This window comes from Paranoxybacillus vitaminiphilus, from assembly GCF_003259935.1.
Lineage (GTDB): Bacteria > Bacillota > Bacilli > Bacillales > Anoxybacillaceae > Paranoxybacillus > Paranoxybacillus vitaminiphilus.
Genome location: NZ_QLMH01000002.1, coordinates 289,487 through 313,680, shown reverse-complemented (window position 1 = coordinate 313,680; position 24,194 = coordinate 289,487). Strand labels below are relative to the sequence as shown.

Sequence of the window (24,194 nt, the reverse complement as noted above, 5' to 3'; positions counted from 1 at the left end):
ATATATTATATTGATAACGAACAATATATAATAAAAATGAACGTAAGAGGTAATGAGACATGAGATTAAAACCTTTCGTTCCTTTAATGTCACCATTGAAGGAAGAAATAGTAAATCAGATTCAATTTATTCGTGAGTTAATTGAAGCAAATAAGAGTATTGTGGAATACCAAACAATGTTAAAAAACTCTAAACTACATCCTCAGTTCTTGCTAAGACCAGTAATGCTTAAGGAAGCGGTTCAATCTACAAAAATTGAGGGCACCCAGGTTACGTTAGACGAAGTAATGGAGGCAGAGGCTCAAAACAAAAAAGCAAATAAGGATACTCAAGAGGCACTAAATTACTATAAAGCATTAATGGATGGGATGGATGCTTTAAAAAGTTATCCTATTTCTACGCGTCTTTTTAAATTAATGCATAAAATATTGTTATCGAATAATGTAAGGGGCTCCAATCGTTGGGAAACTTGAATTCTCAACGGTTTTGTTTTTGCCAGATTAGGGTACGAGGCACGTGTCGAATAATGGTAGTTTGTGAAAAAAAGGCGTTCCGAGCAGCGAAAGATTGTAATCAAGCGAAGATTTATGGAGGATATAACCACCAAACCGGAACAGTGTATTTTGATAACATTAAACTCGAAGAAAAAGCTTCTACATTCACCAAAACGTATAGTGCCGACAGGACAAACCTGTATACTGAACAACACGTTGATGTGAGAAGATGGAGGATAGTGTGTCTCTACTCGATTGTAAATACAGAAAGAGAATGTAAAAGGCGCTTATGTAACGGATATCGTGATGGATGAAGCAAATGGACGATAAAGGGGAGTTTTTGTTGTGGACAGTTAGAGGATTCCGTTACTGTAACGCCCGCATTTCATAATTGAACGAACTCAAGCTTTTTCTTCAGTTTGTTAATTTCTGTATCATGTTTTCCTGTCTTTGCGCTCAAATAATCAATATCGATCTCTATGCTTTTCCATTTGTTTGAAGCGAGTTCAAACATATGACGATGCTGTTCTAATTCATCTTCTACTTTTTTGAAGTGGCTTCTCGTTTCAATGATAAAATGGTCCAGTTTTTCTTCCAGTCGAAGTTGATTTTCTTCCAAATGTTGTTGTCTTTTTTCCAACCGAAGCTGGTTTTCTTCCAAACGTTGTTGCCTTTCTTCCAAACGTTGTTGCCTTTCTTCCAATCGCTGTTGTCTTTCTTCCAAACGTTGTTGATTTTGCTCCAACCGGAGTTGACCTTCTTCAAGCCGTTCAAGCCGTTCATGAATCGGTTGCAGCTCCTCTTTTAAAACGGAGCGCAACATCTCTTTTAACTCTTGACTCAATGTCTCACCTCCTCTCTTTCAATATTTTAACATAAGACATGGGCGAGAGAAAGATAAGTGGAAACGATTGTTTTCGTTCATACTAAGCATAAGTATGAACGAAACTGAGGTGAAATGATGAAACCGTTTATTCCACAGCTTGTTTATTTTGAGCCCGAGGCGCTGAACTATCCGCTCGGCCAAGAATTAAAAGAAAAGTTCGAAAAAATGAACATTGAAATTCGCGAAACGACATCGCATAACCAAGTGCGCGGCATTCCCGGGGAGAATGAACTGCAAAAGTATCGGAATGCAAAATCTACGCTTGTAGTTGGCGTGAGGCGGACGCTAAAATTTGATACGTCAAAGCCGTCTGCTGAATATGCGATTCCTCTTGCCACAGGGTGTATGGGACATTGCCATTACTGCTATTTGCAAACGACGCTCGGCAGCAAACCGTACATTCGCGTGTACGTCAACTTAGACGATATTTTTGCCCAGGCGGAAAAATATATGAACGAGCGCGCCCCGGAAATTACGCGTTTTGAAGCAGCTTGTACATCCGATATTGTCGGGATTGACCATTTGACGCATTCATTGAAGAAAACGATTGAATTTATCGGCGCTTCCGAATACGGCCGGCTCCGTTTTGTGACGAAATACGAACACGTCGATCATTTGCTTGATGCAAAACACAATGGAAAAACGCGATTTCGCTTTAGCGTCAACTCCCGTTATGTCATTAAACATTTTGAGCCGGGAACTTCTTCATTTGAAGCGCGCTTACAAGCAGCGCGAAAAGTCGCCAATGCTGGCTATCCGCTCGGCTTTATCGTTGCGCCTATTTATATGCACGATAACTGGGAAGAAGGATATTTTGAATTATTTCAGCGTCTTTCCGAACAGCTTCAAGCCATTGATCGATCCCATTTAACGTTTGAGCTGATTCAACACCGTTTTACGAAACCGGCAAAAGCGGTTATTCAAAAGCGTTACCCGAAAACGAAACTTGATCTGGATGAAAGTAAGCGAAAATATAAATGGGGAAGATATGGAATCGGAAAATATGTGTACCAGGATGAAGAGGCGGAAAAGCTCGAGACCACAATGCGAAACTATATTTCACAATTTTTCCCTGAGGCGGAAATACAATATTTTACCTAATCCCTGTTCTTCTTGTCATTTTTGATAGGAATGGTATATTATAGTACTGATTCTTTATTTTTTATGTAGTGTATTTTTTGACAGGAGGGGGACGTTATGCCGACACCAAGCATGGAGGACTATATTGAGCAAATTTATATATTAATTGAAGAAAAAGGCTACGCCAGAGTATCGGATATTGCCGAGGCGTTGTCCGTGCATCCCTCCTCAGTAACAAAGATGGTGCAAAAGTTAGATAAAGATGAATATTTAGTATATGAAAAATACCGCGGTCTCGTCTTAACTGCCAAAGGGAAGAAAATTGGCAAGCGGCTCGTTTATCGCCATGAGCTGCTCGAGCAATTTTTGCGCATCATCGGTGTCGATGAAGAAAATATTTATAATGATGTGGAAGGAATCGAACATCATTTAAGCTGGAATGCGATTGACCGAATCGGGGATTTAGTGCAGTATTTTGAAGAGGATCCAGCCCGGGTAGAAGCGCTTCGAAATATCCAAAAGCAAAATGAACAAGAAGAAGCATAAAGGAACAAGGAAAAGCTTGTTCCTTTTTTATTTGTTATGTACTAATTCCGCTGTTTCCCCATTAAACATGTAGAAGAACAACAAAGGGGGAAGCAAGCATGGAAATTGATGGCGTGTTCTCGGGCGGCGGGATAAAAGGGTTTGCGTTAATCGGTGCTTATCAGGCGATAGAAGCGAAGGGACTTCGATTTAAGAGAGTGGCAGGAACAAGTGCCGGTTCATTAATTGCTACACTTATTGCTGCCGGCTTTACAAGCGAGCAATTAATCAAAGTTGTCAACGAACTGAACTTGAAAGACTTGCTTGATGAACGAAAAATATGGCTTCCATATCCGATTACAAAGTGGATTTTACTATATTGGCGGATGGGATTGTATAAGGGAGAATTATTCGAACAATGGCTTGAGAATGTGCTTGCGGAAAAAGGAGTAAAGACGTTTGCTGACTTGCCGAAAGAAAGTTTATATATTATTGCTTCTGATTTAACAAATGGAAGAATACTTGTACTCCCTGATGATTTACGCGAATACGGGCTTAACCCTGACGCATTTTCCGTTGCGAAAGCCGTTAGAATGAGTGTGAGTATTCCATATTTTTTTGAACCGGTAAAACTATATTCGAACGAAGGCAAACATATCATTGTTGACGGGGGGATACTTAGCAATTTTCCGCTTTTTTTATTCGATGAAGAAAAAGAAGTCAAAAAGCGCCCCGTTCTTGGCATTCAACTAAGTGCAAGGCTGGAAAAAAAGCCAAAAAAGAAAATTACAAATGCAATTGAACTGTATGAGGCATTATTTGCCACAATGCGTGAGGCGCATGATGCCCGTTATGTTTCCAGACGTCATGAAAAAAACATTGTGTTTCTTCCGGTGAAACATGTTGTCGCAACAGAATTCACGATTACCGATGAAGAACGGGACCGCTTAATTGAATATGGAAAAAAGCGGACAGAGCAATTTTTAAAAACATGGACGTATTGAAAGAAAAGCGGAGGCGAGCGCCTAACGCCGAAGGAAAATGTTCTTCCGACGAGAAATGCTTGTCATTTCGACGGAGGAAGGTTATTTTCCGGAAGCTGCGCCTGCGATTACTCGGCGCATGTCAGCGAAGATGCTATTCAAGCAGTTGACACGTTGCGAGCCGAGCTAGACAAAAAAGAAAAGCGGAGGCGAGTGCCTAACGCCGAAAAACGAAAAAGAAGAACCGGGCTAAAAGAATGCCCGGTTCTTCTTTTTTCCTTTTTTTCCTTCGATGACTGTTAAATGAGTAGTCGTTCGTTTTCTTTGTAAACTTGGGCGGGTGCCTTTTTTTGTCGATTTCGCCCGGACGGTTTTCGACAGCATGTTTTTGTCGCGGACATGATGAAGTTTCTTTGATTGATGCACGGCTTTCATATAAGAGGAATGTTCTTTACCGATGCGCCGTCTTATCAGCAATTGGTAAATGACGTAAACAGCTGCGATGATGAAAACAACTATTAGCAGCTGGCGAATGATATCAGCCGGCTGATTGAACAATTTATGAGCAAAGCCAATGCCCCCGAAAACAAGAATGAGCCAAATGAGCGGATGAATGGGCCGACGACGCAATGAATCCACCTCCCTAAAGTATCTATTAATGACAGCCGCTTTGCTAAACGATCTCTTTTGTTTCTGTTTCACTTTCACTTTCTTCTTCAAGACGTAACAGCTCTTTAAAAGAGGCGATCGCTACTTCCACTTGGTCGTTTGTCGGTTCTTTCGTTGTTAACAGCTGCAGCCATAGACCTGGATAACCGAACCAGCGTAAAACGGGTATGTCGCGAAGCTTGTTTGTTAATTGCAATACTTCAAAGGAAATGCCAAGAACGACAGGGATTAACGCAAGGCGGTTAACAACTCTTAACCAGAGCGGTTCCGTTGGTACGGCCATATATACGAAAACGCCGACAATAACAGTGAACAAAATAAAACTGCTGCCGCAGCGGTAATGAAGCCGCGATTGTTTTTGCACGCTTTCCACCGTTAACGGTTCATTATTTTCAAAGGCATTAATGACTTTATGCTCGGCACCATGATATTGGAAAACGCGTTTTACTAACGGTGTTAACGAAATAACATAAATATAAGCCAATAACAAGATGAGTTTAAAAAAGCTTTCAACGATGATTTGCGCCAAATCGGATGAGAACACCGGACGGGTGAATTCAGCTAAAAAGACGGGAATAAGCGTAAACAGAAATTTTCCAAATAAAAAAGATAACATGCCAACGACCGCAACACCGAGAATCATCGCCAGTTTTGATTCGTTTTTTTGTTTTTCCGCCATCGCTGTATCATCTTTTGGATCGATATCGTAACGTTCGGTTGAAAATTGCAAATGTTTTGAACCATTTGCGCTTGCTTCGAGAATAGCGATGACGCCGCGGATAAAAGGGATTTTCTTTAAAAAAGTGAATGTTGGATGATCTTTTCTCGGCAGGCGAAAATATTCAATTGTCTTATCTTTTCGGCGGATTGCCGTGACATAGTGTTTTTTTCCTGCAAACATAACGCCTTCTACGACCGCTTGACCACCATATACAGGCTTCATTGATTTTTTCATGCTTTACACCAACCTATCTAATTCTTTACGTTATTTTTTGTTATTTTATATTCTACAAGAAACAGAAAGAAACCTCTAGGCTGATGTTATTATTATCCTTGCCAAAAAATAACGGATGTAGACGCACCTTTTCGTTTTTTTCCTGTTCATTTATTCATTAGTTGGTTGATGATGGACATACTATAAACGGAGGTGTTGCGAAACATGGACGATGAACAAAGCAAAAATCGGCAGCTTGAACAAAATCAAAAAGAGAAGCCGATGTCTTTAATAATGAAAGTCGTTGTTACAGGATTTTTTGGCGGAGTATTTTGGAGTTTATTGGGATATTTTGCTTATACATTTCACTTTACCGAACTTAGTCCGAACATGATTTTACTTTCATGGGCTGCCGGTGATTGGAAATATGGACGATTGGGCAACTTTCTAGCGATTTTTCTTATTGGCATATTATCCATATTAGCCGCTTTCGTTTATTATGCCTTTTTTAGAAAAATGGAAGGTATATGGACGGGCCTGGTATACGGTCTGGCCTTGTGGGGGATTATCTTTTTTGTGCTGAACCCGCTTTTTCCAAATTTGCAGCCCATCGCAGAATTAAACCGCGATACAATCATTACAACTGTTTGTCTTTATATTTTATACGGGGTGTTTATCGGTTACTCCATTTCTTTTGAATCATCGGAGCATGAACGGCAAAAGCAATTGGCGGCGACAAACGAGTAGTGAGCGCATGCATTTTATGATAGAATGTTCTTGTTTGAACATTCTTTCTATTTTAAAGGGGTTATGAAGATGGTGCATCTCCTGCTTATTAATGGTCCAAATTTAGATCGCCTTGGAAAGCGAGAGCCGCAAATTTATGGAAGCAAAACCTTACACGATTTAGAGGAAGAACTCATTCGTTTTGCAGCACAATATGAAATCGAGCTTACTTGTTATCAAAGCAACTATGAAGGGGACATTATCGAACAAATTCATGAGGCAGAGGGAAAATTTGACGGTATTGTACTAAATGCCGGAGCCTTTACTCATTATAGTTATGCGATTCGTGATGCTGTTGCGAGTGTAAATGTTCCAGTCGTTGAAGTGCATATTTCTAATATTCATGCACGAGAGCCGTTCAGACATCAATCAGTCATCGCACCGGTGGCGATTGGACAAATCGTTGGACTTGGCGTTACAGGGTACAAATTGGCTTTGTTGGCATTATTAGAAAAAGTTAGGAAGGGAGAAGGGCTGTGGAAAAACTAGAAAAACTCCGTTCCCGTTTTACGGAGCTTGGAATTGATGGGATGTTAATTACAAACAGCTATAACCGCCGCTATATGACAGGCTTTACCGGCACAGCCGGCGTCGTGTTAGTCGGACAAACGAAGGCGGTTTTTATCACCGATTTCCGCTATGTGGAACAAGCGGCAAAACAAGTTCAAGGATATGAAATTATTCAGCATACAGGTTTAATCGTTGACGAAGTGGCAAAGCAAGTGGCAGCGCTTGGCATTAAAAGGCTCGGCTTTGAACAAGATCACCTTTCATATGCGACTTTTAAAGCATATGAAAAAGCGGTAGATGCTGAGTTAGTTCCTGTTTCCGGCGTTGTTGAAAAGTTACGCTTGATTAAGTCCGATTCAGAGATTAAGATATTAAAGGAAGCAGCGGAGATTGCTGATGCAGCATTTAAGCATATCCTCGACTTTATCCGTCCGGGAGTAAAAGAAATGGATGTAGCGAATGAGCTTGAATTTTTTATGAGAAAGAACGGCGCTGCATCGTCTTCATTTGATATTATTGTTGCATCAGGCTATCGTTCGGCATTACCGCACGGTGTGGCAACTGACAAAGTCATTGAAAAAGGCGAGTTCGTTACCCTTGACTTTGGAGCATATTACAAAGGATACTGTTCTGATATTACACGAACAGTCGCAGTGGGTGAAGTGAGCGGTGAGCTGAAGAAAATTTATGAAATTGTTTTGGAGGCACAGCTGCGCGGCATGGCTGGGATAAAGCCTGGGATGACAGGACGCGAAGCCGATGCGCTCACACGCGACTACATTACAGAACAAGGCTATGGTGAATATTTTGGGCACTCAACTGGTCATGGTTTAGGAATGGAAGTACATGAAGGGCCGGCCTTATCCTTCCGCTCAGATACTGTGTTAGAGCCGGGAATGGTTGTGACGGTAGAACCGGGAATTTACATAGCGGGACTTGGTGGAGTGCGCATTGAAGACGACACAGTTGTCACCGAAGATGGTAATCAATCTCTGACTCATTCACCAAAGGATTTAATTATTTTATAAATAATCATTTGCAGTAGGAGGAACATAAGTCGATGATTTCAGTAAACGATTTTCGTACAGGCTTAACGATTGAAGTAGACGGCGACATCTGGCGCGTCATCGAATTCCAGCACGTAAAACCTGGTAAGGGTGCAGCGTTTGTACGCTCAAAACTTCGCAACCTTCGCACAGGCGCCATTCAAGAAAAAACCTTCCGCGCCGGTGAGAAAGTAAACAAAGCGCAAATTGACAACCGTAAAATGCAATATTTATATGCAAACGGCGATCAGCACGTATTTATGGATACAGAAACATATGAGCAAATTGAACTTTCCTCAGCGCAAATTGAATATGAATTAAAATTCTTAAAAGAAAACATGGAAGTATATATCATGATGTATCAAGGTGAAACAATCGGTGTCGAGCTGCCAAATACAGTTGAACTTAAAGTAATTGAAACAGAGCCTGGTATTAAAGGGGATACAGCTTCAGGCGGTTCGAAACCGGCTACATTAGAAACTGGATTAGTCGTTCAAGTACCATTCTTCGTTAACGAAGGTGACACATTGATTATCAACACAGCTGACGGCACATACGTATCCCGTGCTTAATTTGTCTAAAGGGCTGACTCATAAGTGTCTCATCCCACCTACAATACACAAATTGCAGTGAAGGGATCTGACAACTTTTTAGTCAGCCCTTTTTTTATTCCTCTAAAAAATTTCCCTTCTGAAACCTCTTTTTTCCGCATAGGTTGTACTAGCAATTCCATATGGTGAATACAGGAGGACACAATGAAACGTTGGCTGTCGATGATAGAACCGGCTGTGCTTTCGATGGCGGGATTGCGTCTTCTATCCGCTGCGATTGAACTGTCCGCTGCCCTTCTCATGCTTTTATTCAACGATGTGAAAAAAGCGGTTGCCGTCAACGCTTTTCTCGCGATCGTCGGTCCGCTTATTTTTATTACGACAATGACAATCGGTCTTTTATCGCTCACAGACGAGCTGTCATTTTCAAAGCTATTTTTCATCGTTATCGGTGTCGGTTTTATCTTATTTGCTATTTATAAGTAAGTCATAAAGCGTCTTTATGTCCCATAAACATAAACTAATCCATTTTCAAGGAGGAGGAGAAAGTGCAAGCAATATTCGCCATTTTGCCTAAATCAATTTTACATGTTGTTCAACAGCTGCCTCCTTCCATGAGTGAACAGCTTGAAGAAATCCGCATCCGAGTTGCGCGGCCGTTGGAAATGATTGTGCAGGGAAAATCCTATTTTCCAAATTATGATGTTACGGCAGAAGACGGTGTGCAGCTTCTCAATAAATTGAGCCAATACTCGATTTACTCCATTGAAGAAGAATTGAAGCGGGGATTTATTACGATACAGGGAGGCCATCGTGTTGGACTAGCGGGAAAAGTGATTACGGAAGGTGGAAGGGTGAAAGCGATTCGTCATGTGACATCTTTCAATATCCGTATTGCCAGACAAAAAATCGGTGTTGCTGAGCCGCTGGTTTCCTATCTTTTTCATCAGCGTTGGCTGAATACGGTCATTATCGGTTCACCGCAAACCGGAAAAACAACGCTGCTGCGTGATATCGCCCGCCTGATAAGTACTGGAATGAAAAGCAAAAAGATTTTTCCGCAAAAAATTGGCATTGTTGATGAACGTTCGGAAATTGCCGGGTGTGTGAAAGGAATTCCGCAATTTGATTTAGGTCCGCGAGTGGATGTGCTTGATGCCTGTCCAAAAGCGGAAGGAATGATGATGATGATTCGTTCGATGAGCCCGGATGTTTTAATTGTCGATGAAATTGGCAGAGCGGAAGATAGTGAAGCAATACTAGAAGCGGTGAACGCTGGCGTTGGTTTATTTATGACCGTTCATGGCCGAAAGCGGGAAGATTTGCTTTGCCGCCCGACATTGCGGCCGATTATGGAACAAGCTGTGTTTAAACGATTCATTGAGTTGACAAATGAAAATGGTCCGGGAACGATTGCGCGAATTACGGATGCGCAAGGACGTACGCTTTATGAAAAAACGAGAGTGATGATATGAAGCTGATTGGAGCATTGTTTATTTTGTTGGCGACAACATGGACAGGTTTCGAAGCAGCGCGGTTTTTAAGCGAACGGCCGCGGCAATTAAGGCAGCTGAAGGCAGCATTGCAGTCATTAGAAGCGGAAATTATGTACGGACATACTCCGTTATCGGAAGCGTCACTTCATTTGGCAAAACAGCTTTCCCGGCCGCTTTCATGGCTATTTGAACTCTTTTCTAAAAAACTGCTGGATCGGGAAACGAGCGTCAAACAAGCATGGGATGAAAGTCTGGAAGAAGTGTGGAAATATACGTCATTAAAAAACGGTGAACTGGAAGTAATGAAGCAATTTGGTGAAACGCTCGGACAGTATGATCGGACAGCGCAGCAAAAGCAAATTCGGCTGGCGCTTGTTCATTTGGAACGGGAAGAGCATGATGCGCTTGAAAAGAAAGCGCGCTATGAAAAAATGGTGAAAAGCTTAGGATTTTTAGCGGGATTGCTGCTGATTATTTTATTGATGTAACAAATAGGGGGCCAGCAAGTATGGGGATTGACGTCGATATCATCTTTAAAATTGCGGGAGTAGGAATTATTGTTGCCTTTTTACACACGGTGCTCGATCAAATGGGAAAAAAGGAGTACGCCCAATGGGTCACTCTCCTCGGCTTTATTTACATTTTGTTTATGGTTGCATCCATCGTCAGTGACTTGTTTCAAAAAATCAAAACCGTATTTTTATTTCAAAGTTAGGAGGGAACCATCATTGAAATTTGGCAGATTGTCGGCTTAGGTTTAATCGCTACGTTTTTAAGCATTATTTTAAACGAACATAAATCAAACATTGCCTTTTTATTAACTGTATTTGTTGGATGTGTCATTTTTCTGTTTTTAGTCGATCAAATCGGCGCGATTATTCACATGCTGCAAAAGATCGCTGTTGATGCGAATGTCAACATGATTTATTTAGAGACGATACTTAAAATTATCGGAATTGCTTACATTGCTGAATTTGGTGCACAAATTTCCAAAGATGCCGGCCAAGGGGCGATTGCTTCGAAAATTGAGCTTGGAGGGAAAATTTTAATTTTAGCAATGGCGATTCCGATTTTAACGGCGATTATTGAGACGGTGATTGGTTTAATTCCATCATCATAGTCATATGCAAGGAGATGATTCATTGAAAAGAAAAATCGTTTCTGCACTTAGTGTGCTTCTTTTTTTATTCTTGTCGCTGCCGCTTGTTGTACAAGCTTCTCCCCCGCCAAAAGAAATCATGCAGGAGCAGATTGAAAAGCTTGGTGTCGATGACATTAAGCAATATTGGGACGAAATTGTTTCTGAATATGGCGGCTTTTTACCGGAAAGTCAAAAAGGTTCATTTATCGAATTTATTAGCGGTGAAAAAGAATTATCGCTTCGGGAATGGTCAAAAGCCTTTATGAAATTTATTTTTTATGAACTGCTCGCCAATAGCAAGCTTCTTGGCATACTTGTATTGCTTACTGTTTTTAGCCAATTTTTGCAGTCATTGCAAAATGCGTTTGAGCAGCATGCGGTGAGCAAGGTTGCTTATGCGGTTGTTTATATGGTGTTAATCATTATTGCTTTAAACAGCTTTTGGATTGCGATGCACTATGCGATCGAAACCATTCAAGTGATGAGCGGCTTTATCATCGCGCTGCTTCCTTTGATGTTGGCGCTAATGGCTTCTTCAGGCGGACTTATATCTGCGGCATTTTTTCATCCGATTATCGTCTTTTTAATGAATACAACAGGAATGGTTGTCGAACATTTCACACTTCCGCTTTTGTTTCTTGCGGCACTTTTAAGCATTGTAAGCACAATGACGGAGCATTACAAAGTGACACAATTGGCACAATTGTTAACGAATATAAGTATTGGTTCGCTTGGTGTGGTGTTGACGGTTTTTATCGGCGTCATTTCAGTAAAAGGAGCGTCCTCAGCGGTTGCTGATGGAATCGCCATTCGAACAGCGAAATTTGTGACAGGAAATTTTGTTCCAGTCGTTGGCAGGATGTTTACGGATGCGACGGATACGGTGATTGCGGCGTCATTGTTATTAAAAAATACGATTGGAATTGTCGGGGTGGCTGTTTTGCTCATTCTTGCCGCCTTTCCGGCCATGAAAATCTTAGTGATTGCCTTCATTTATAAACTATCGGCTGCCATTTTGCAGCCGCTTGGCGGCGGGCCTGTCATTTCCAGTTTAAGCATTATTAGCAAAAGTGTCATTTATATTTTTGCCTCACTGGCGATTGTTTCATTCATGTTTTTCCTCAGTTTAACGGTAATTATTGCCGCTGGAAATTTAACGATGATGGTTCGTTAGCGGGGGTATGGTTATGTCATTCATTGTTGAATGGGTCACGAACATTATCATTTTTATTTTATTAGCCATTGTGATTGATTTATTGCTTCCATCTACGAATCTGCAAAAATATGTAAAAATGGTCATTGGCCTCATTTTACTTCTCATTATGTTGTCTCCTATTTTAAAAATCTTCAAGGTTGATGTCGATCAGCTCATTGCCTTGATTCATGCTGGAGGCGATGCTGAAAAAAATGGAATAGAAAATGTCATTGAACAAAAGAAAACAGAAATACAAGCCTCACAACGTGCATATATTTTAGAACAAATGGCTGTCCAGATGAAAAAAGACGTTGCTGAGGAGTTGATGAATCAATATGGTTTAACAATTAAGGAGATTGAATTTGAAATAAGCAGGGAGGAAAATCTTCGCTTTCCTGACGATATTCAATTGATTGAAGTGATTGTTGTACCGGATAAACAGGAACAAAGCGACATCGTTCCAAGCGTTCAGCCGATTGAGATTGACACCTCCGAACCAATGAACCGCACAGATGAGCATGGAAAACTGGCAATGGATACTTCTTCATTTTTGGCGAAGCAATGGGAAATAGATGAGGAAAAAATCGCTGTCCGGGTCGAAGGGGGAAGATAAGATGTTTAAACATTTCAAACATTTATTGGCACGATCAAATGAAGGGGCTGCCAAGAAAAAAGCGATACCTTTTTCTTATGTTATTGTTATTCTTCTTCTCGGTGTCGCCTTCATGCTTGCCGGCAATCTATTTGGAGAAAGCAAACAAACAAATACAGAAACAGTAGCTGTGTCTCAAAATAACGAACCGAATGCACAACCTGTTTTCGGACAGAAGAGCAATACAAAAGCAAAAAGCATTGCAGAATATGAAGAACGTTACGAAGAACAATTGAAGAGCGCCCTTGAAGCAATCGTTGGCGTAGAAGATGTAACGGTTGTTGTCAATGTTGATGCAACAGAAATGAAAGTTCTCGAAAAAAATCGGACGACACAGCAGAAAACAACGGATGAAACAGACCGTGAAGGAGGCAAACGAAACGTAGAAGACAACTCGATGAATGAAGAGGTAGTCATTATCCGTCAGGGAGAAGAAGAAACGCCGATTGTTTTGACAACAAAGAAACCGGAAATTCGCGGGGTGTTAGTTGTCGCAAAAGGGGCAGATAACATCCAAGTAAAAAAATGGATTGTGGAAGCTGTGACGCGAGTGCTTCATGTCCCGAGCCACCGTGTTGCCGTCATGCCAAAAAAAGGATAGGAGGAACGAGAAAAGATGTTAAAAAAACAAACAGTCTGGTTATTGACAATGCTCAGTTTAGTCGTTGTATTATCCGTTTATTATGTGACAACACCGGAAGGAACAAATGAAAATATCGCCTTTGTGAATCAAACAGAAGAAACAAAAGAAAAAACAACGGAGACAAATAGTGAGGCAAAAGTAACTGTTGAGGAGACAGAAGACGGCAAAGTAACATCCGGCATTGCCAGCGATGAGATCTTCACTGCATTGCGCATGCAAATTGAAGATGAGCGTAACAAATTGCGTGAAGAATTAAATGCGATTGTTGCTTCGACAGAAGCGACTGCTGAACAAAAAAGCGAAGCGTTTGATAAAATTCAAAAACTGGCTGACATTTCCGAAAAAGAAGCTGTGCTCGAAACATTAATTAAATCAAAAGGCTATGAAGAAGTGCTCGTCCGTGTAGATAACGAAGAAGTACGGGTGACTGTAAAGGCGAAAGAACATTCGAAACAAGCGGCCAATGAAATCATTCAACTTGTTGAAAAAGAAATTGGCGAAGCACAAGATGTAGCGGTCGAGTTCCAGCCGCAAAAATAAAGTAAGCAGTAGAGGCTTCTTCATTCTCTACTGATGATAGCTGTCTAGAGTCTGTAAGATTCCCGCATGTAGAGGTGGGAGATAGCGGGATAAATGAATAGCGGGGCTGTCTAAAAACAAGACTTCATTACAAAGATTGTTCAAAGGGAGTCATTATTAGACAGCCTCATATTATTTTTTAGTAGAAAAAATAAATTAATGCTATATAATAATAATTGTTTATATGATCAGGTGTTAAAAAAGCTTTTAAGAATATTCTTAACACAAATATTGAAATATAAGGAAAGGTCATCGTATCATGATAATATGTTCCACTTTTTTTGTTATTTCAACAAATGTCGAGAAACAAGGGGTGTAAGTTTATGTTGAAAATCCAAGAAATTCGCGAACTTATCAGACTTATCGATCAGTCAAGTATTGAAGAATTTGTGTATGAAAATGAAGGTACAAAAGTTCATATGAAAAAGCCTGGCTTAGCTGCACCTGTTGAAGCGGTTGTGAAGCAAACGGTTGTTGAGCCAGCTGCACCGGCACAAAAACAAGAACCAGCTGTACAACCAACAACGGCTCAACCTGCTGCACAAACGGTCGAAGTGAAGCAGGAAGAAAAAACAAGGCAAGAAGCCGTAAATACTGAGAACTTACATAAGATCACATCTCCGATGGTCGGTACGTTCTACGCAGCACCATCTCCAGATGCCCCGCCATATGTGAAAGTTGGTGATAAAGTAAAACCAGATACGGTTGTCTGCATCGTTGAAGCAATGAAACTGTTTAATGAAATTGAAGCCGAAGTAAGCGGAGAAATCGTTGAAGTGCTTGTAAAAAACGGGCAGCTAGTTGAATATGGACAACCTTTATTCCTTGTAAAACCTGAATAAAGGAGCAGAAAAGCGATGATTAAAAAATTATTAATTGCCAATCGCGGTGAAATTGCCGTTCGGGTGATTCGTGCCTGCAAAGAGCTTGGAATTGAAACGGTTGCGGTGTTTTCGGAAGCGGACCGTGATTCGTTGCATGTTCAGCTTGCGGATGAGGCGTATTGCATTGGGCCGACGGCTTCTAAAGACAGCTATTTGAATTTTACGAATATTATTAGCGTGGCGAAGTTAACGGGATGCGATGCCGTTCACCCGGGATATGGGTTTTTAGCGGAGAATGCAGCTTTCGCAGAACTTTGCCGTGAATGCAATATTATTTTCGTAGGTCCAAGTCCGGAAGCCATTACAAAAATGGGGATTAAAGATATCGCGCGCGAAACAATGCGCGAAGCGGGCGTACCGATTGTTCCAGGTTCAAAAGGGGTTATTGAAAATATTGACGAGGCCATTGCACTTGCAAATGAAATCGGGTACCCTGTTATTATAAAAGCAACTGCCGGCGGCGGCGGTAAAGGGATTCGCGTCGCCAGAGATGAACAAGAGCTGATTAAAGGAATCAATATTACGCAGCAGGAAGCAGCAACCGCATTCGGCAATCCAGGGGTATATATTGAAAAGTATATTGAGGATTTCCGTCACGTTGAAATTCAAGTGCTTGCTGATTCTTATGGCAATGTGATTCATCTTGGCGAGCGCGACTGTACGATTCAACGCCGTCTGCAAAAACTTGTAGAAGAAGCTCCTTCACCAGCGCTTGACGAAGAAACGCGCAAGCTGATGGGAGAGGCAGCAGTAAAAGCAGCAAAAGCAGTGGATTACACAGGTGCAGGTACGGTCGAATTTATTTTTGACTACAAGGCAAAGAAATTTTATTTTATGGAAATGAATACTCGTATTCAAGTGGAGCATCCTGTTACTGAAATGATTACCGGTGTTGACTTAATTAAAGAACAAATCCGTGTTGCCTCAGGGGAAAAATTATCGTTAACCCAAGAAGAAGTGACATTTAACGGCTGGGCGATTGAATGCCGCATTAATGCTGAAAATCCGGAGAAGAATTTCATGCCTTCACCGGGGAAAATTAACATGTACCTGCCGCCGGGCGGTTTAGGCGTCCGCGTTGATTCTGCCGCTTATCCGGGATATATGATTCCGCCTTATTATGACTCAATGATTGCGAAATTAATTGTACATGCCTCAACAAGAGAAGAAGCGATTGCACGGATGAAGCGGGCGTTAAGTGAATTTGTCATTGAAGGAATTCATACAACGATTCCATTCCACATAAAATTATTTGAACATGAAAAATTTGTGGAAGGGAACTTCAACACAAAATTTCTTGAAATGTATGACGTGATGAAATTATAACGAAAATGGAGGTGCGCCCTCATGTCAGAGCATGTGTTTGAAATGGAACAAGAAACGAATGCATTAGGAAAAGTAGAAATCGCACCTGAAGTGATTGAAGTCATTGCAGGAATTGCGGCTTCCGAAGTTGACGGTGTAGCGCAGATGCGCGGTAACTTTGCTACTGGCGTCGTTGAGCGTTTAGGAAAGAAAAACCACGGCAAAGGTGTAAAAGTTGATTTAAAAGAAGAAGGAATTACGATCGATGTTTACTGCCTAGTTCGTTTTGGTGTCTCGATTCCGAACGTTGCCAAAAAGGTGCAAGAAAATATTCGTCAAGCATTATTGAATATGACAGGGTTAGAAACGAATGAAATTAATGTCCACATCGTCGGCATTCAATTCGATTCTCCAAAAGCCGAGCCGGAAAGCGAGCAGTAAATAAGACAGAGGGCTGATCGATAAGTGTCTGGCCTCGCTATCGTATTTTGTCCATTGCTATGTTCTATATATTATCGTTCAGGAGGGCTGACATTTTACATTTAGGTCAGCTCCTTTTGTTTTTTTCGTAAAAGTTTGTTATCTTAAGGGTGACGTTTTGCGCTTAACATGAAGCTGTGCGCTCTGCTTTCAAATTTGGCAAATATATTTGCTGTTCTCAATCGGAATGGACCTTCCGTTTTCATAAGGCTGCACATGTAAAGGAATTTATTTTAAGATGATGCTAAATAAGAGAAACAGTGATCGCCACTGTTTACTGTTTTTAGAAAAAACGATTATTTCAAAAGGTTTATCTATAGTTTGTACGGATTATTATATCGCTTACCACGAAAATATGGTATTATCATCATATAAACGTTCGACAATATGAGTAAAAGGAGTTAACAGGATGAAACGACATACAGCAAGAGAAAAAGCATTACAAGCCCTCTTTCAAGTAGATGTAGGGGGAATTGACCCAGAGGAAGCAATCAAAAATGTGGTGGATGAAGAGGAAATCGATTCGTTTCTTCGCCAACTTGTATTCGGGGTTGTAAATCATCAAGAGGAAATTGACCAACTGCTGCGTGATAATCTTGAAAAATGGAGATTAGAACGAGTAGCAAATGTTGATCGCTCCATTTTGCGTATGGCTGCATACGAAATGAAATATATCGATGATATCCCTGTAAGTGTAACGATGGATGAAGCCATTGAGCTGGCGAAAAAGTTTGGTGATGACAAATCAAGCCGCTTTGTTAATGGAGTACTTTCAAAAGTGAAAAATGCTTTAGAATTATAGAATAAATAAATGATATATATATATGAGAGGGGAGTTGTCAAAATGACGGCACAGATTATTAGCGGGACAGAGTTGGCCAAAGAAAAACGCGCACAATTAGCGAAAGAAGTACAGCAGTTAAAAAACGCAGGAATCGAACCGGGATTAGCTGTTGTTCTTGTCGGTGATAATCCTGCGTCTCGTTCTTATGTGAAAGCAAAGCAAAAAGCATGTGAGGAAATCGGCATTCGTTCTGTGCTATTAGAGTTTCCCGATACGATTACAGAACCGTTTTTATTGGAGCAAATCGAGCGGCTCAACGAAGACGATTCCATACACGGTATTTTAGTACAACTCCCGCTCCCAAGACAAATTAATGAACTGAATGTCATCGAAAAAATTGCTCCAGAGAAAGATGTTGATGGTTTTCACCCGCTTAATATTGGACGGATGATCGCTGGTCAAAAAGCGTTCCTTCCGTGTACGCCATATGGCATTTTATATATGGTGCAATCATTAGGAGTGGAAATTGCTGGAAAACACGTTGTTGTCATCGGCCGCAGCAACATTGTCGGCAAGCCGGTCGGACAGCTGTTTTTAAAAGAAAATGCGACTGTCACTTATTGCCATTCAAAAACGAAGAACTTAGCAGAGATGACGCGTCAAGCAGATATTTTAATTGTCGCGGTTGGCAAACCTAACTTAATCGGCGCCGAACATGTGAAAAAAGGCGCGATTGTTATTGACGTCGGGGTGAACCGTTTAGAAAATGGAAAGCTGTGCGGTGACGTGAATTTTGATGAAGTCAAAGAAGTGGCAGGCTACCTTACACCGGTGCCAAAAGGGGTCGGTCCGATGACGATTACGATGCTGCTTCATAATACCGTTCAAGCTGCGCGTGAAAGCAGACGTGAGAAAGCTCATCAGTAAGCGAGGTTTTTCAACGTGTCAGACATAAAATATGTAACAGTGACAGCTCTTACGAAATACATTAAGCGCAAGTTTGAAGTTGACCCGCATTTACAAGATTTATGGATTAAAGGGGAAATTTCGAACTTCACCTATCACACGCGCGGTCACATGTATTTTACACTCAAAGATGAAAATGCCCGCATTCAGGCGGTGATGTTTGCCGGATATAACCGGTATTTAGCCTTTCGTCCGGAAAATGGCATGAAAGTGCTGGTACGCGGCGAGATTTCCGTCTATGAGCCAAGCGGCAACTATCAAGTGTATGTCAAAGAAATGCAACCGGAGGGCATCGGTAATTTATATTTGGCCTATGAGCAATTGAAAAAACGTCTCGAAGAGGAAGGATTATTTTCTCCGGAGCATAAAAAACCCATTCCGAAATTTCCCCGTTATGTCGGTGTTGTTACTTCGCCGACAGGAGCAGCGATTCGCGATATTATGACAACGATTCGCCGCCGTTACCCAATTGCGAAAGTCATCTTGCTGCCGACGCTCGTTCAAGGTGAGCAGGCGGCCCCTTCCATTGTGCGTTCGATTGAAAAGGCGAACGAACTTGGTTATCTGGATGTGCTCATCGTTGGCCGCGGCGGCGGCTCTATTGAAGAGTTGTGGGCTTTTAATGAAGAAAGTGTCGCGCGGGCGATTTTCGCTTCCAACGTCCCAATCATTTCTGCCGTCGGTCATGAAACGGATTTTACCATTGCCGATTTTGTTGCCGATTTGCGGGCGCCGACACCGACGGGAGCGGCTGAATTGGCAGTACCGCATTTAACGGAATTGCTTGAGCGGTTAGCGCAGCGGAAAGTCCGCTTAATTCGTGCGATGAAAGAGAAACTAACGCACGAATCTGAACGTCTCGCAAGAGTTCAGAAGTCGTATGCGTTTCGCTATCCAAAAAAGCTGTATGAGCAAAAAGAACAGCAGCTGGATATGTTAATGGAGCGGCTGGAACGGCAAACGATGCGGCTTATTGAACAAAAACGCGAACGCTGGCAGCAATATCATCTTCATTTACAAAAACATCACCCGGCAGAAAAGTTGAAAAAAGCAGCGGAGAAACAACAAGTGCTCGCCAAATCGCTGGAAAGGGAAATGCAAACGATTTTCAAGCAAAAACAATTACTGTTTACTTCTCTATTATCAAAATTGCAAGTATTAAGTCCATTAAAAATTATGGAACGCGGCTACAGCTTAGTTTATGATCAGAAACAACAGCTTGTAAAAAGCATTCATCAGCTCGAACCTGGTGATTCCATTAAAGTGCGCCTGCAAGATGGCCAGCTTGATTGCCAAGTGTGGGGTATTGAGGAGGAGAAACTATATGAGTGAAGAAAAAGAACTAACATTTGAAGAAGCGATGGCACAGCTTGAGGAAATCGTCGAAAAACTTGAAGAAGGCGATGTCCCTCTTGAAAAAGCGATTTCTTTTTTTCAAGAAGGAATGAGGCTGTCGAAGCTTTGCCATGATAAACTGCAGCATGTTGAAAAACAAATGGAATATATTTTGCGGGAAGACGGAGAGTTAGAGCCGTTCGCGATTCAGGAGGAGTAAACGTTGGTAGAACAATTTTTGCGGGAAAATAAACAGCTTGTTGACAGACAGCTTCCTTTATACGTGGAACATTTGGACGCTCCGGAAATCATTAAGCAAGCAATGATCTATTCACTGAAAGCAGGCGGAAAACGTATTCGTCCGCTTCTTTTGCTTGCGACGTTAAAGGCGTTTGGCAAAGAAGTGGAATTGGGTTTGCCTGTAGCGTGTGCGATTGAAATGATTCATACTTATTCGCTCATTCACGATGACTTGCCAAGCATGGATAATGATGATTTGCGCCGCGGCAAACCGACGAACCATAAAGTGTTTGGGGAAGCAATGGCGATATTGGCCGGAGACGGACTTTTGACATATAGCTTTCAAGTCATTGCCGAGATGGACCACCAAGATGTGACACCGGAAATAAAAATAAAATTGATTAGCGAACTGGCGAAAGCAGCGGGACCTGAAGGAATGGTCGCAGGTCAAGTGGCAGATATGCAAGGGGAAGGTAAGCAGTTGTCTTTAGACGAACTTGAATATATTCACCAAAACAAAACGGGCAGAATGTTACAGTACAGTATTATAGCCGGTGCGATATTGGCCGGAGCGTCTGAACAGCAAATCAGACAACTAAGCCAGTTTGCCTATCATTTAGGACTTGCTTTTCAAATTCGCGATGATATTCTTGACATTGAAGGCACAGAAGAGAAAATCGGCAAACCGGTCGGAAGCGATATCGAAAACAAAAAGGTCACGTATCCATCTCTGCTGACACTTGATGGGGCAAAAGAAAAATTAGCTTATCACATTGAAGAAGCAAAACGTTATTTGCGGGAAACGCAAATTGCTGACGACGTGCTTCATTACATTTGCGACTTAATTGCCACACGCGATCATTAAGCCATTGGCGGTCAATTGTCGATTCATTTTTTTTGTGGTATATTTATAATATAGAAGAGAGTGTCTTGTGTAAAGCCGTTACACTTGTTGTGTGAGCGGCTCTTTTTTCGCCTTGGGGTGTTTAGGTTACACTTTTTACGTTGAGAATGATGGAAATGGGGCGGTTTTTATTCATGTATTCCCCTATTTGCATGTATAATAATAGATAATACCTGTACTATACCAGCACGTAACAAAGTATGCGATGAAAGCGAGTGATCTCGTTTGGATGTAACAAAAATTAAAAATCCGCGTTTTTTAAAATCAATGTCTACGGAAGAGCTTGTTCAGCTAAGCGCTGATATTCGCCAGTTTCTCATTGAAAAGCTGTCAAAAACAGGCGGACATATCGGGCCGAATTTAGGAGTAGTAGAGCTGACGATTGCGCTTCATAAAGTGTTTGACAGCCCAAAAGATAAATTTTTATGGGATGTCGGCCACCAATCATATGTTCATAAAATTTTAACAGGACGGGCCTGTGAATTTGATACGCTTCGCCAATATAAAGGACTGTGCGGTTTTCCAAAGCGGAGCGAAAGCGAACATGACGTATGGGAAACTGGACATAGCTCGACATCGCTCTCAGCAGCCATGGGAATGGCAATCGCCCGCGATTTAAAGAGAACGAATGAATACATTATCCCGATTATTGGCGATGGAGCGTTAACAGGCGGCATGGCGCTTGAGGCATTGAACCATATTGGACATGAAAAGAAAGATATGATTGTCGTATTAAACGATAATGAAATGTCGATTGCTCCAAATGTCGGAGCCCTCCATAACGTGCTTGGCCGTTTGCGCACGGCCGGCAAATATCACTGGGTGAAAGATGAGCTTGAGATGCTTTTGAAAAAAATTCCGGCTGTTGGCGGCAAGCTTGCCGCAACGGCAGAACGCATTAAAGACAGTCTCAAATATTTGCTCGTCTCTGGTGTATTTTTTGAAGAATTAGGGTTCACTTATTTCGGACCGGTTGACGGCCATAATTTTGACGATCTGCTTGAGAACTTGCATTATGCCAAGAAAACAAAAGGTCCGGTGCTGCTGCATGTCATTACGAAAAAAGGAAAAGGCTATCACCCGGCTGAGAACGATAAAGTCGGGACGTGGCACGGCACGGGGCCGTATAAAATTGAAACGGGTGATTTTGTTAAGCCTGTTAACGCACCACCGTCATGGAGCGAACTCATCAGTGAAACGGTGCGTAAGCTAGCCCGCGAAGATGACCGAATTGTAGCGATTACCCCGGCAATGCCGGTCGGTTCAAAGCTGGAAGGCTTTGCGAGCGAATTTCCGAATCGCATGTATGACGTGGGGATTGCCGAACAGCATGCGACAACGCTGGCGGCGGGGCTTGCGACGCAAGGAATGAAACCGTTTTTAGCGATTTATTCAACCTTTTTGCAGCGGGCATATGACCAAGTTGTCCATGATGTGTGCCGGCAAAACTTAAACGTCTTTTTTGGGATTGACCGCGCTGGTTTAGTTGGCGCTGACGGAGAAACACACCAAGGTGTATTTGATATTGCTTTTTTACGCCATGTGCCAAATATTGTATTAATGATGCCAAAAGATGAAAATGAAGGCCAGCATATGGTATATACCGCCATTAAATACGACGATGGTCCGATTGCGCTTCGCTTCCCGCGCGGTAATGGTCTTGGCGTCAAATTAGATGAGGAATTAAAACAAATTCCAATTGGCACATGGGAAGTATTGCGCGAAGGACGAGATATTGCCATTTTAACGTTTGGTACGACGATTCCAATGGCGCTCGAAGCAGCGGAAAAGCTGGCAAAAGAAAATATTTCTGTTAAAGTAGTCAACGCGAGATTTATCAAACCGATGGATGAAAAAATGCTGCATGAAATTTTGCAAACGAATATGCCGATTTTAACGATTGAAGAAGCGGTGCTGCAAGGCGGATTTGGCAGTGCGGTTCTGGAGTTTGCCCACGATCAAGGTTATCATCATGCTGTTATTGATCGAATGGGCATTCCAGATCGCTTTATTGAACATGGCAGCGTCAAAGAATTATTACAAGAAATCGGCTTAACAACTGCACATGTGATGGAACGTATACAAACGATGATACCAAGAAAACAAAAAAGGGCATGAGGTATGAAAACAAAGAAAGAGCGATTAGATGTATTACTAGTAGAGCGCGGCTTGGCAGAATCACGTGAAAAAGCAAAACGCGCGATTATGGCAGGACTTGTCTATTCAAATGAAATGCGCTTAGACAAGCCTGGTGAAAAAGTACCTGTTGATATACCGCTTACCGTCAAGGGAGACGTTTTACCGTATGTCAGCCGCGGCGGACTGAAGCTTGAAAAAGCGTTAAAGACATTCCAGCTTGATATTAAAGACAAAATTATGCTTGATATTGGCGCATCAACCGGCGGCTTTACCGATTGCGCGCTGCAGCATGGGGTAAAAATGTCGTATGCGCTTGATGTCGGTTATAACCAATTAGCGTGGAAGCTTCGCCAAGATGAACGGGTTGTTGTGATGGAACGAATGAATTTCCGTTACGCAACACCGGCGGATTTTACAAAAGGGCTTCCTGAATTCGCGACCATTGACGTGTCGTTTATCTCACTTAAACTCATCTTGCCGGTGCTTAAAACGGTACTCGTTTCCGGAAGTGATGTTGTCGCATTAGTAAAACCGCAATTTGAGGCCGGAAAAGAGTTTGTAGGCAAAAAAGGGATTGTCCGTGACGCGAAAGTTCATGAGATGGTGCTTGAAGAGATTATTCATTTTGCGATTCACGAAGGCTATGATGTTGTTGACTTATCTTATTCCCCAATTACGGGCGGAGACGGAAACATTGAGTTTTTGCTTCATCTTCGCTGGAGCGGAGAAAAAGAGCGCGGAGAAAACTTGTTATCATTTCAACCGCAAAAAATTGTGGCGGAAGCGCATCGACAATTAAAAATAAATTAAACATCAAAGAGGCTGACCGAAAGCAGAGTGTCAGACCCCGCAACTATAATATATAGGACATAAACAATGTATATATTGTGGGTTGCGCGTGAGGTCAGACACTGATGAGTCAGCCTCTTTTATGGGTACTATACATTGTATAGATACTTTAGGATGATTATCATAATAATAAGAAAG

30 protein-coding genes are annotated in these 24,194 nt (G+C 41.8%); 27 read left to right on the top strand and 3 right to left on the bottom strand.

The features are described 5' to 3' along the window. Positions 1-59: 59 nt before the first annotated feature. A complete protein-coding gene (locus tag B0I26_RS04105; protein WP_245934707.1) occupies positions 60-473 on the top strand; it encodes a Fic/DOC family N-terminal domain-containing protein in 414 nt (137 codons plus the stop codon). A gap of 406 nt (positions 474-879) precedes the next feature. Here B0I26_RS04105 and B0I26_RS04095 read toward each other — a convergent pair whose 3' ends face one another. Further along, positions 880-1,338 (bottom strand): hypothetical protein, encoded by a 459-nt coding sequence (locus tag B0I26_RS04095; RefSeq protein WP_111644193.1) that lies wholly within the window; start codon positions 1,336-1,338, stop codon positions 880-882. A gap of 117 nt (positions 1,339-1,455) precedes the next feature. On the opposite strand from B0I26_RS04095, the gene splB reads away from it, so the two are divergent. The 3 genes from splB to B0I26_RS04080 all read left to right on the top strand — a co-directional run bounded on the left by splB (position 1,456) and on the right by B0I26_RS04080 (position 3,989). Then, positions 1,456-2,481, top strand: coding sequence for a spore photoproduct lyase (gene splB, locus B0I26_RS04090; RefSeq protein WP_111644192.1), 1,026 nt, complete (start codon positions 1,456-1,458; stop codon positions 2,479-2,481). Between the two features lie 96 nt (positions 2,482-2,577). After that, on the top strand, positions 2,578-3,006 hold the full coding sequence (mntR, locus tag B0I26_RS04085) for a transcriptional regulator MntR (RefSeq protein WP_111644191.1): 429 nt from the start codon (positions 2,578-2,580) through the stop codon (positions 3,004-3,006). A gap of 98 nt (positions 3,007-3,104) precedes the next feature. Continuing rightward, a complete protein-coding gene (locus tag B0I26_RS04080) occupies positions 3,105-3,989 on the top strand; it encodes a patatin-like phospholipase family protein (protein WP_111644190.1) in 885 nt (294 codons plus the stop codon). Positions 3,990-4,217: 228 nt separating this feature from the next. Here B0I26_RS04080 and B0I26_RS04075 read toward each other — a convergent pair whose 3' ends face one another. Together B0I26_RS04075 and B0I26_RS04070 are read right to left on the bottom strand one after the other, a co-directional pair. Further along, positions 4,218-4,598, bottom strand: a complete 381-nt coding sequence (locus tag B0I26_RS04075) for an SA1362 family protein (RefSeq protein WP_111644189.1) — start codon at positions 4,596-4,598, stop codon at positions 4,218-4,220. A 43-nt stretch (positions 4,599-4,641) separates the two neighbouring features. Further along, a complete protein-coding gene (locus tag B0I26_RS04070; RefSeq protein ID WP_111644188.1) occupies positions 4,642-5,592 on the bottom strand; it encodes a DUF1385 domain-containing protein in 951 nt (316 codons plus the stop codon). A 204-nt stretch (positions 5,593-5,796) separates the two neighbouring features. Here B0I26_RS04070 and B0I26_RS04065 point away from each other — a divergent pair, with 204 nt between their 5' ends. The 23 genes from B0I26_RS04065 to B0I26_RS03955 all read left to right on the top strand — a co-directional run bounded on the left by B0I26_RS04065 (position 5,797) and on the right by B0I26_RS03955 (position 24,017). Continuing rightward, positions 5,797-6,318, top strand: coding sequence for a YqhR family membrane protein (locus B0I26_RS04065; RefSeq protein ID WP_111644187.1), 522 nt, complete (start codon positions 5,797-5,799; stop codon positions 6,316-6,318). A gap of 69 nt (positions 6,319-6,387) precedes the next feature. Then, complete coding sequence (gene aroQ / locus B0I26_RS04060; RefSeq protein WP_111644186.1) at positions 6,388-6,846, top strand: type II 3-dehydroquinate dehydratase; 459 nt, start codon at positions 6,388-6,390, stop codon at positions 6,844-6,846. Then, positions 6,834-7,895, top strand: coding sequence for a Xaa-Pro dipeptidase (gene pepQ / locus B0I26_RS04055; protein WP_111644185.1), 1,062 nt, complete (start codon positions 6,834-6,836; stop codon positions 7,893-7,895). The genes aroQ and pepQ overlap by 13 nt, the downstream gene beginning before the upstream one ends. Before the next feature lie 32 nt (positions 7,896-7,927). Then, on the top strand, positions 7,928-8,485 hold the full coding sequence (efp, locus tag B0I26_RS04050) for an elongation factor P (RefSeq protein WP_111644184.1): 558 nt from the start codon (positions 7,928-7,930) through the stop codon (positions 8,483-8,485). 183 nt (positions 8,486-8,668) lie between these two features. Continuing rightward, a complete protein-coding gene (locus tag B0I26_RS04045) occupies positions 8,669-8,950 on the top strand; it encodes a YqhV family protein (RefSeq protein ID WP_111644183.1) in 282 nt (93 codons plus the stop codon). A gap of 62 nt (positions 8,951-9,012) precedes the next feature. Further along, complete coding sequence (gene spoIIIAA / locus B0I26_RS04040; RefSeq protein WP_111644182.1) at positions 9,013-9,939, top strand: stage III sporulation protein AA; 927 nt, start codon at positions 9,013-9,015, stop codon at positions 9,937-9,939. Then, positions 9,936-10,448 carry a stage III sporulation protein SpoIIIAB gene (gene spoIIIAB / locus B0I26_RS04035; RefSeq protein ID WP_111644181.1) on the top strand — a complete coding sequence of 171 codons (513 nt, stop codon included), beginning with the start codon at positions 9,936-9,938 and terminating at the stop codon, positions 10,446-10,448. The genes spoIIIAA and spoIIIAB overlap by 4 nt, the downstream gene beginning before the upstream one ends. Before the next feature lie 20 nt (positions 10,449-10,468). Then, positions 10,469-10,675, top strand: coding sequence for a stage III sporulation protein AC (gene spoIIIAC, locus B0I26_RS04030; RefSeq protein WP_111644180.1), 207 nt, complete (start codon positions 10,469-10,471; stop codon positions 10,673-10,675). A 9-nt stretch (positions 10,676-10,684) separates the two neighbouring features. Further along, positions 10,685-11,080: a stage III sporulation protein AD gene (spoIIIAD, locus tag B0I26_RS04025; RefSeq protein WP_181502715.1), complete on the top strand. Its 396-nt coding sequence runs from the start codon at positions 10,685-10,687 to the stop codon at positions 11,078-11,080. Positions 11,081-11,102: 22 nt separating this feature from the next. Further along, the gene (gene spoIIIAE / locus B0I26_RS04020) at positions 11,103-12,275 is read left to right on the top strand and encodes a stage III sporulation protein AE (protein ID WP_245934706.1); all 1,173 of its coding nucleotides are present in this window, start codon (positions 11,103-11,105) and stop codon (positions 12,273-12,275) included. A gap of 13 nt (positions 12,276-12,288) precedes the next feature. Beyond that, entirely contained in the window at positions 12,289-12,909 is a 621-nt protein-coding gene (spoIIIAF, locus tag B0I26_RS04015) for a stage III sporulation protein AF (RefSeq protein ID WP_111644177.1), read from the top strand. Position 12,910: 1 nt separating this feature from the next. Next, on the top strand, positions 12,911-13,549 hold the full coding sequence (spoIIIAG, locus tag B0I26_RS04010; RefSeq protein ID WP_111644176.1) for a stage III sporulation protein AG: 639 nt from the start codon (positions 12,911-12,913) through the stop codon (positions 13,547-13,549). A 15-nt stretch (positions 13,550-13,564) separates the two neighbouring features. Further along, on the top strand, positions 13,565-14,131 hold the full coding sequence (locus tag B0I26_RS04005) for a SpoIIIAH-like family protein (RefSeq protein WP_111644175.1): 567 nt from the start codon (positions 13,565-13,567) through the stop codon (positions 14,129-14,131). A gap of 362 nt (positions 14,132-14,493) precedes the next feature. Continuing rightward, the gene (gene accB, locus B0I26_RS04000) at positions 14,494-15,012 is read left to right on the top strand and encodes an acetyl-CoA carboxylase biotin carboxyl carrier protein (RefSeq protein ID WP_181502691.1); all 519 of its coding nucleotides are present in this window, start codon (positions 14,494-14,496) and stop codon (positions 15,010-15,012) included. Positions 15,013-15,027: 15 nt separating this feature from the next. Further along, positions 15,028-16,380, top strand: coding sequence for an acetyl-CoA carboxylase biotin carboxylase subunit (accC, locus tag B0I26_RS03995; protein WP_111644174.1), 1,353 nt, complete (start codon positions 15,028-15,030; stop codon positions 16,378-16,380). 21 nt (positions 16,381-16,401) lie between these two features. After that, positions 16,402-16,800 carry an Asp23/Gls24 family envelope stress response protein gene (locus tag B0I26_RS03990; protein WP_111644173.1) on the top strand — a complete coding sequence of 133 codons (399 nt, stop codon included), beginning with the start codon at positions 16,402-16,404 and terminating at the stop codon, positions 16,798-16,800. A 448-nt stretch (positions 16,801-17,248) separates the two neighbouring features. Further along, on the top strand, positions 17,249-17,641 hold the full coding sequence (gene nusB / locus B0I26_RS03985; RefSeq protein WP_111644172.1) for a transcription antitermination factor NusB: 393 nt from the start codon (positions 17,249-17,251) through the stop codon (positions 17,639-17,641). Between the two features lie 42 nt (positions 17,642-17,683). After that, positions 17,684-18,550 (top strand): bifunctional methylenetetrahydrofolate dehydrogenase/methenyltetrahydrofolate cyclohydrolase FolD, encoded by an 867-nt coding sequence (gene folD, locus B0I26_RS03980; RefSeq protein ID WP_111644171.1) that lies wholly within the window; start codon positions 17,684-17,686, stop codon positions 18,548-18,550. 15 nt (positions 18,551-18,565) lie between these two features. Further along, positions 18,566-19,921, top strand: a complete 1,356-nt coding sequence (gene xseA, locus B0I26_RS03975) for an exodeoxyribonuclease VII large subunit (RefSeq protein WP_111644170.1) — start codon at positions 18,566-18,568, stop codon at positions 19,919-19,921. Further along, the gene (locus tag B0I26_RS03970) at positions 19,914-20,144 is read left to right on the top strand and encodes an exodeoxyribonuclease VII small subunit (protein ID WP_111644169.1); all 231 of its coding nucleotides are present in this window, start codon (positions 19,914-19,916) and stop codon (positions 20,142-20,144) included. The genes xseA and B0I26_RS03970 overlap by 8 nt, the downstream gene beginning before the upstream one ends. Positions 20,145-20,147: 3 nt before the next feature. Next, a complete protein-coding gene (locus B0I26_RS03965; RefSeq protein ID WP_111644168.1) occupies positions 20,148-21,029 on the top strand; it encodes a polyprenyl synthetase family protein in 882 nt (293 codons plus the stop codon). 264 nt (positions 21,030-21,293) lie between these two features. Further along, positions 21,294-23,186 carry a 1-deoxy-D-xylulose-5-phosphate synthase gene (gene dxs / locus B0I26_RS03960; RefSeq protein WP_111644167.1) on the top strand — a complete coding sequence of 631 codons (1,893 nt, stop codon included), beginning with the start codon at positions 21,294-21,296 and terminating at the stop codon, positions 23,184-23,186. Positions 23,187-23,189: 3 nt separating this feature from the next. After that, positions 23,190-24,017, top strand: coding sequence for a TlyA family RNA methyltransferase (locus B0I26_RS03955; protein WP_111644166.1), 828 nt, complete (start codon positions 23,190-23,192; stop codon positions 24,015-24,017). The last annotated feature ends 177 nt before the right edge of the window (positions 24,018-24,194 follow it).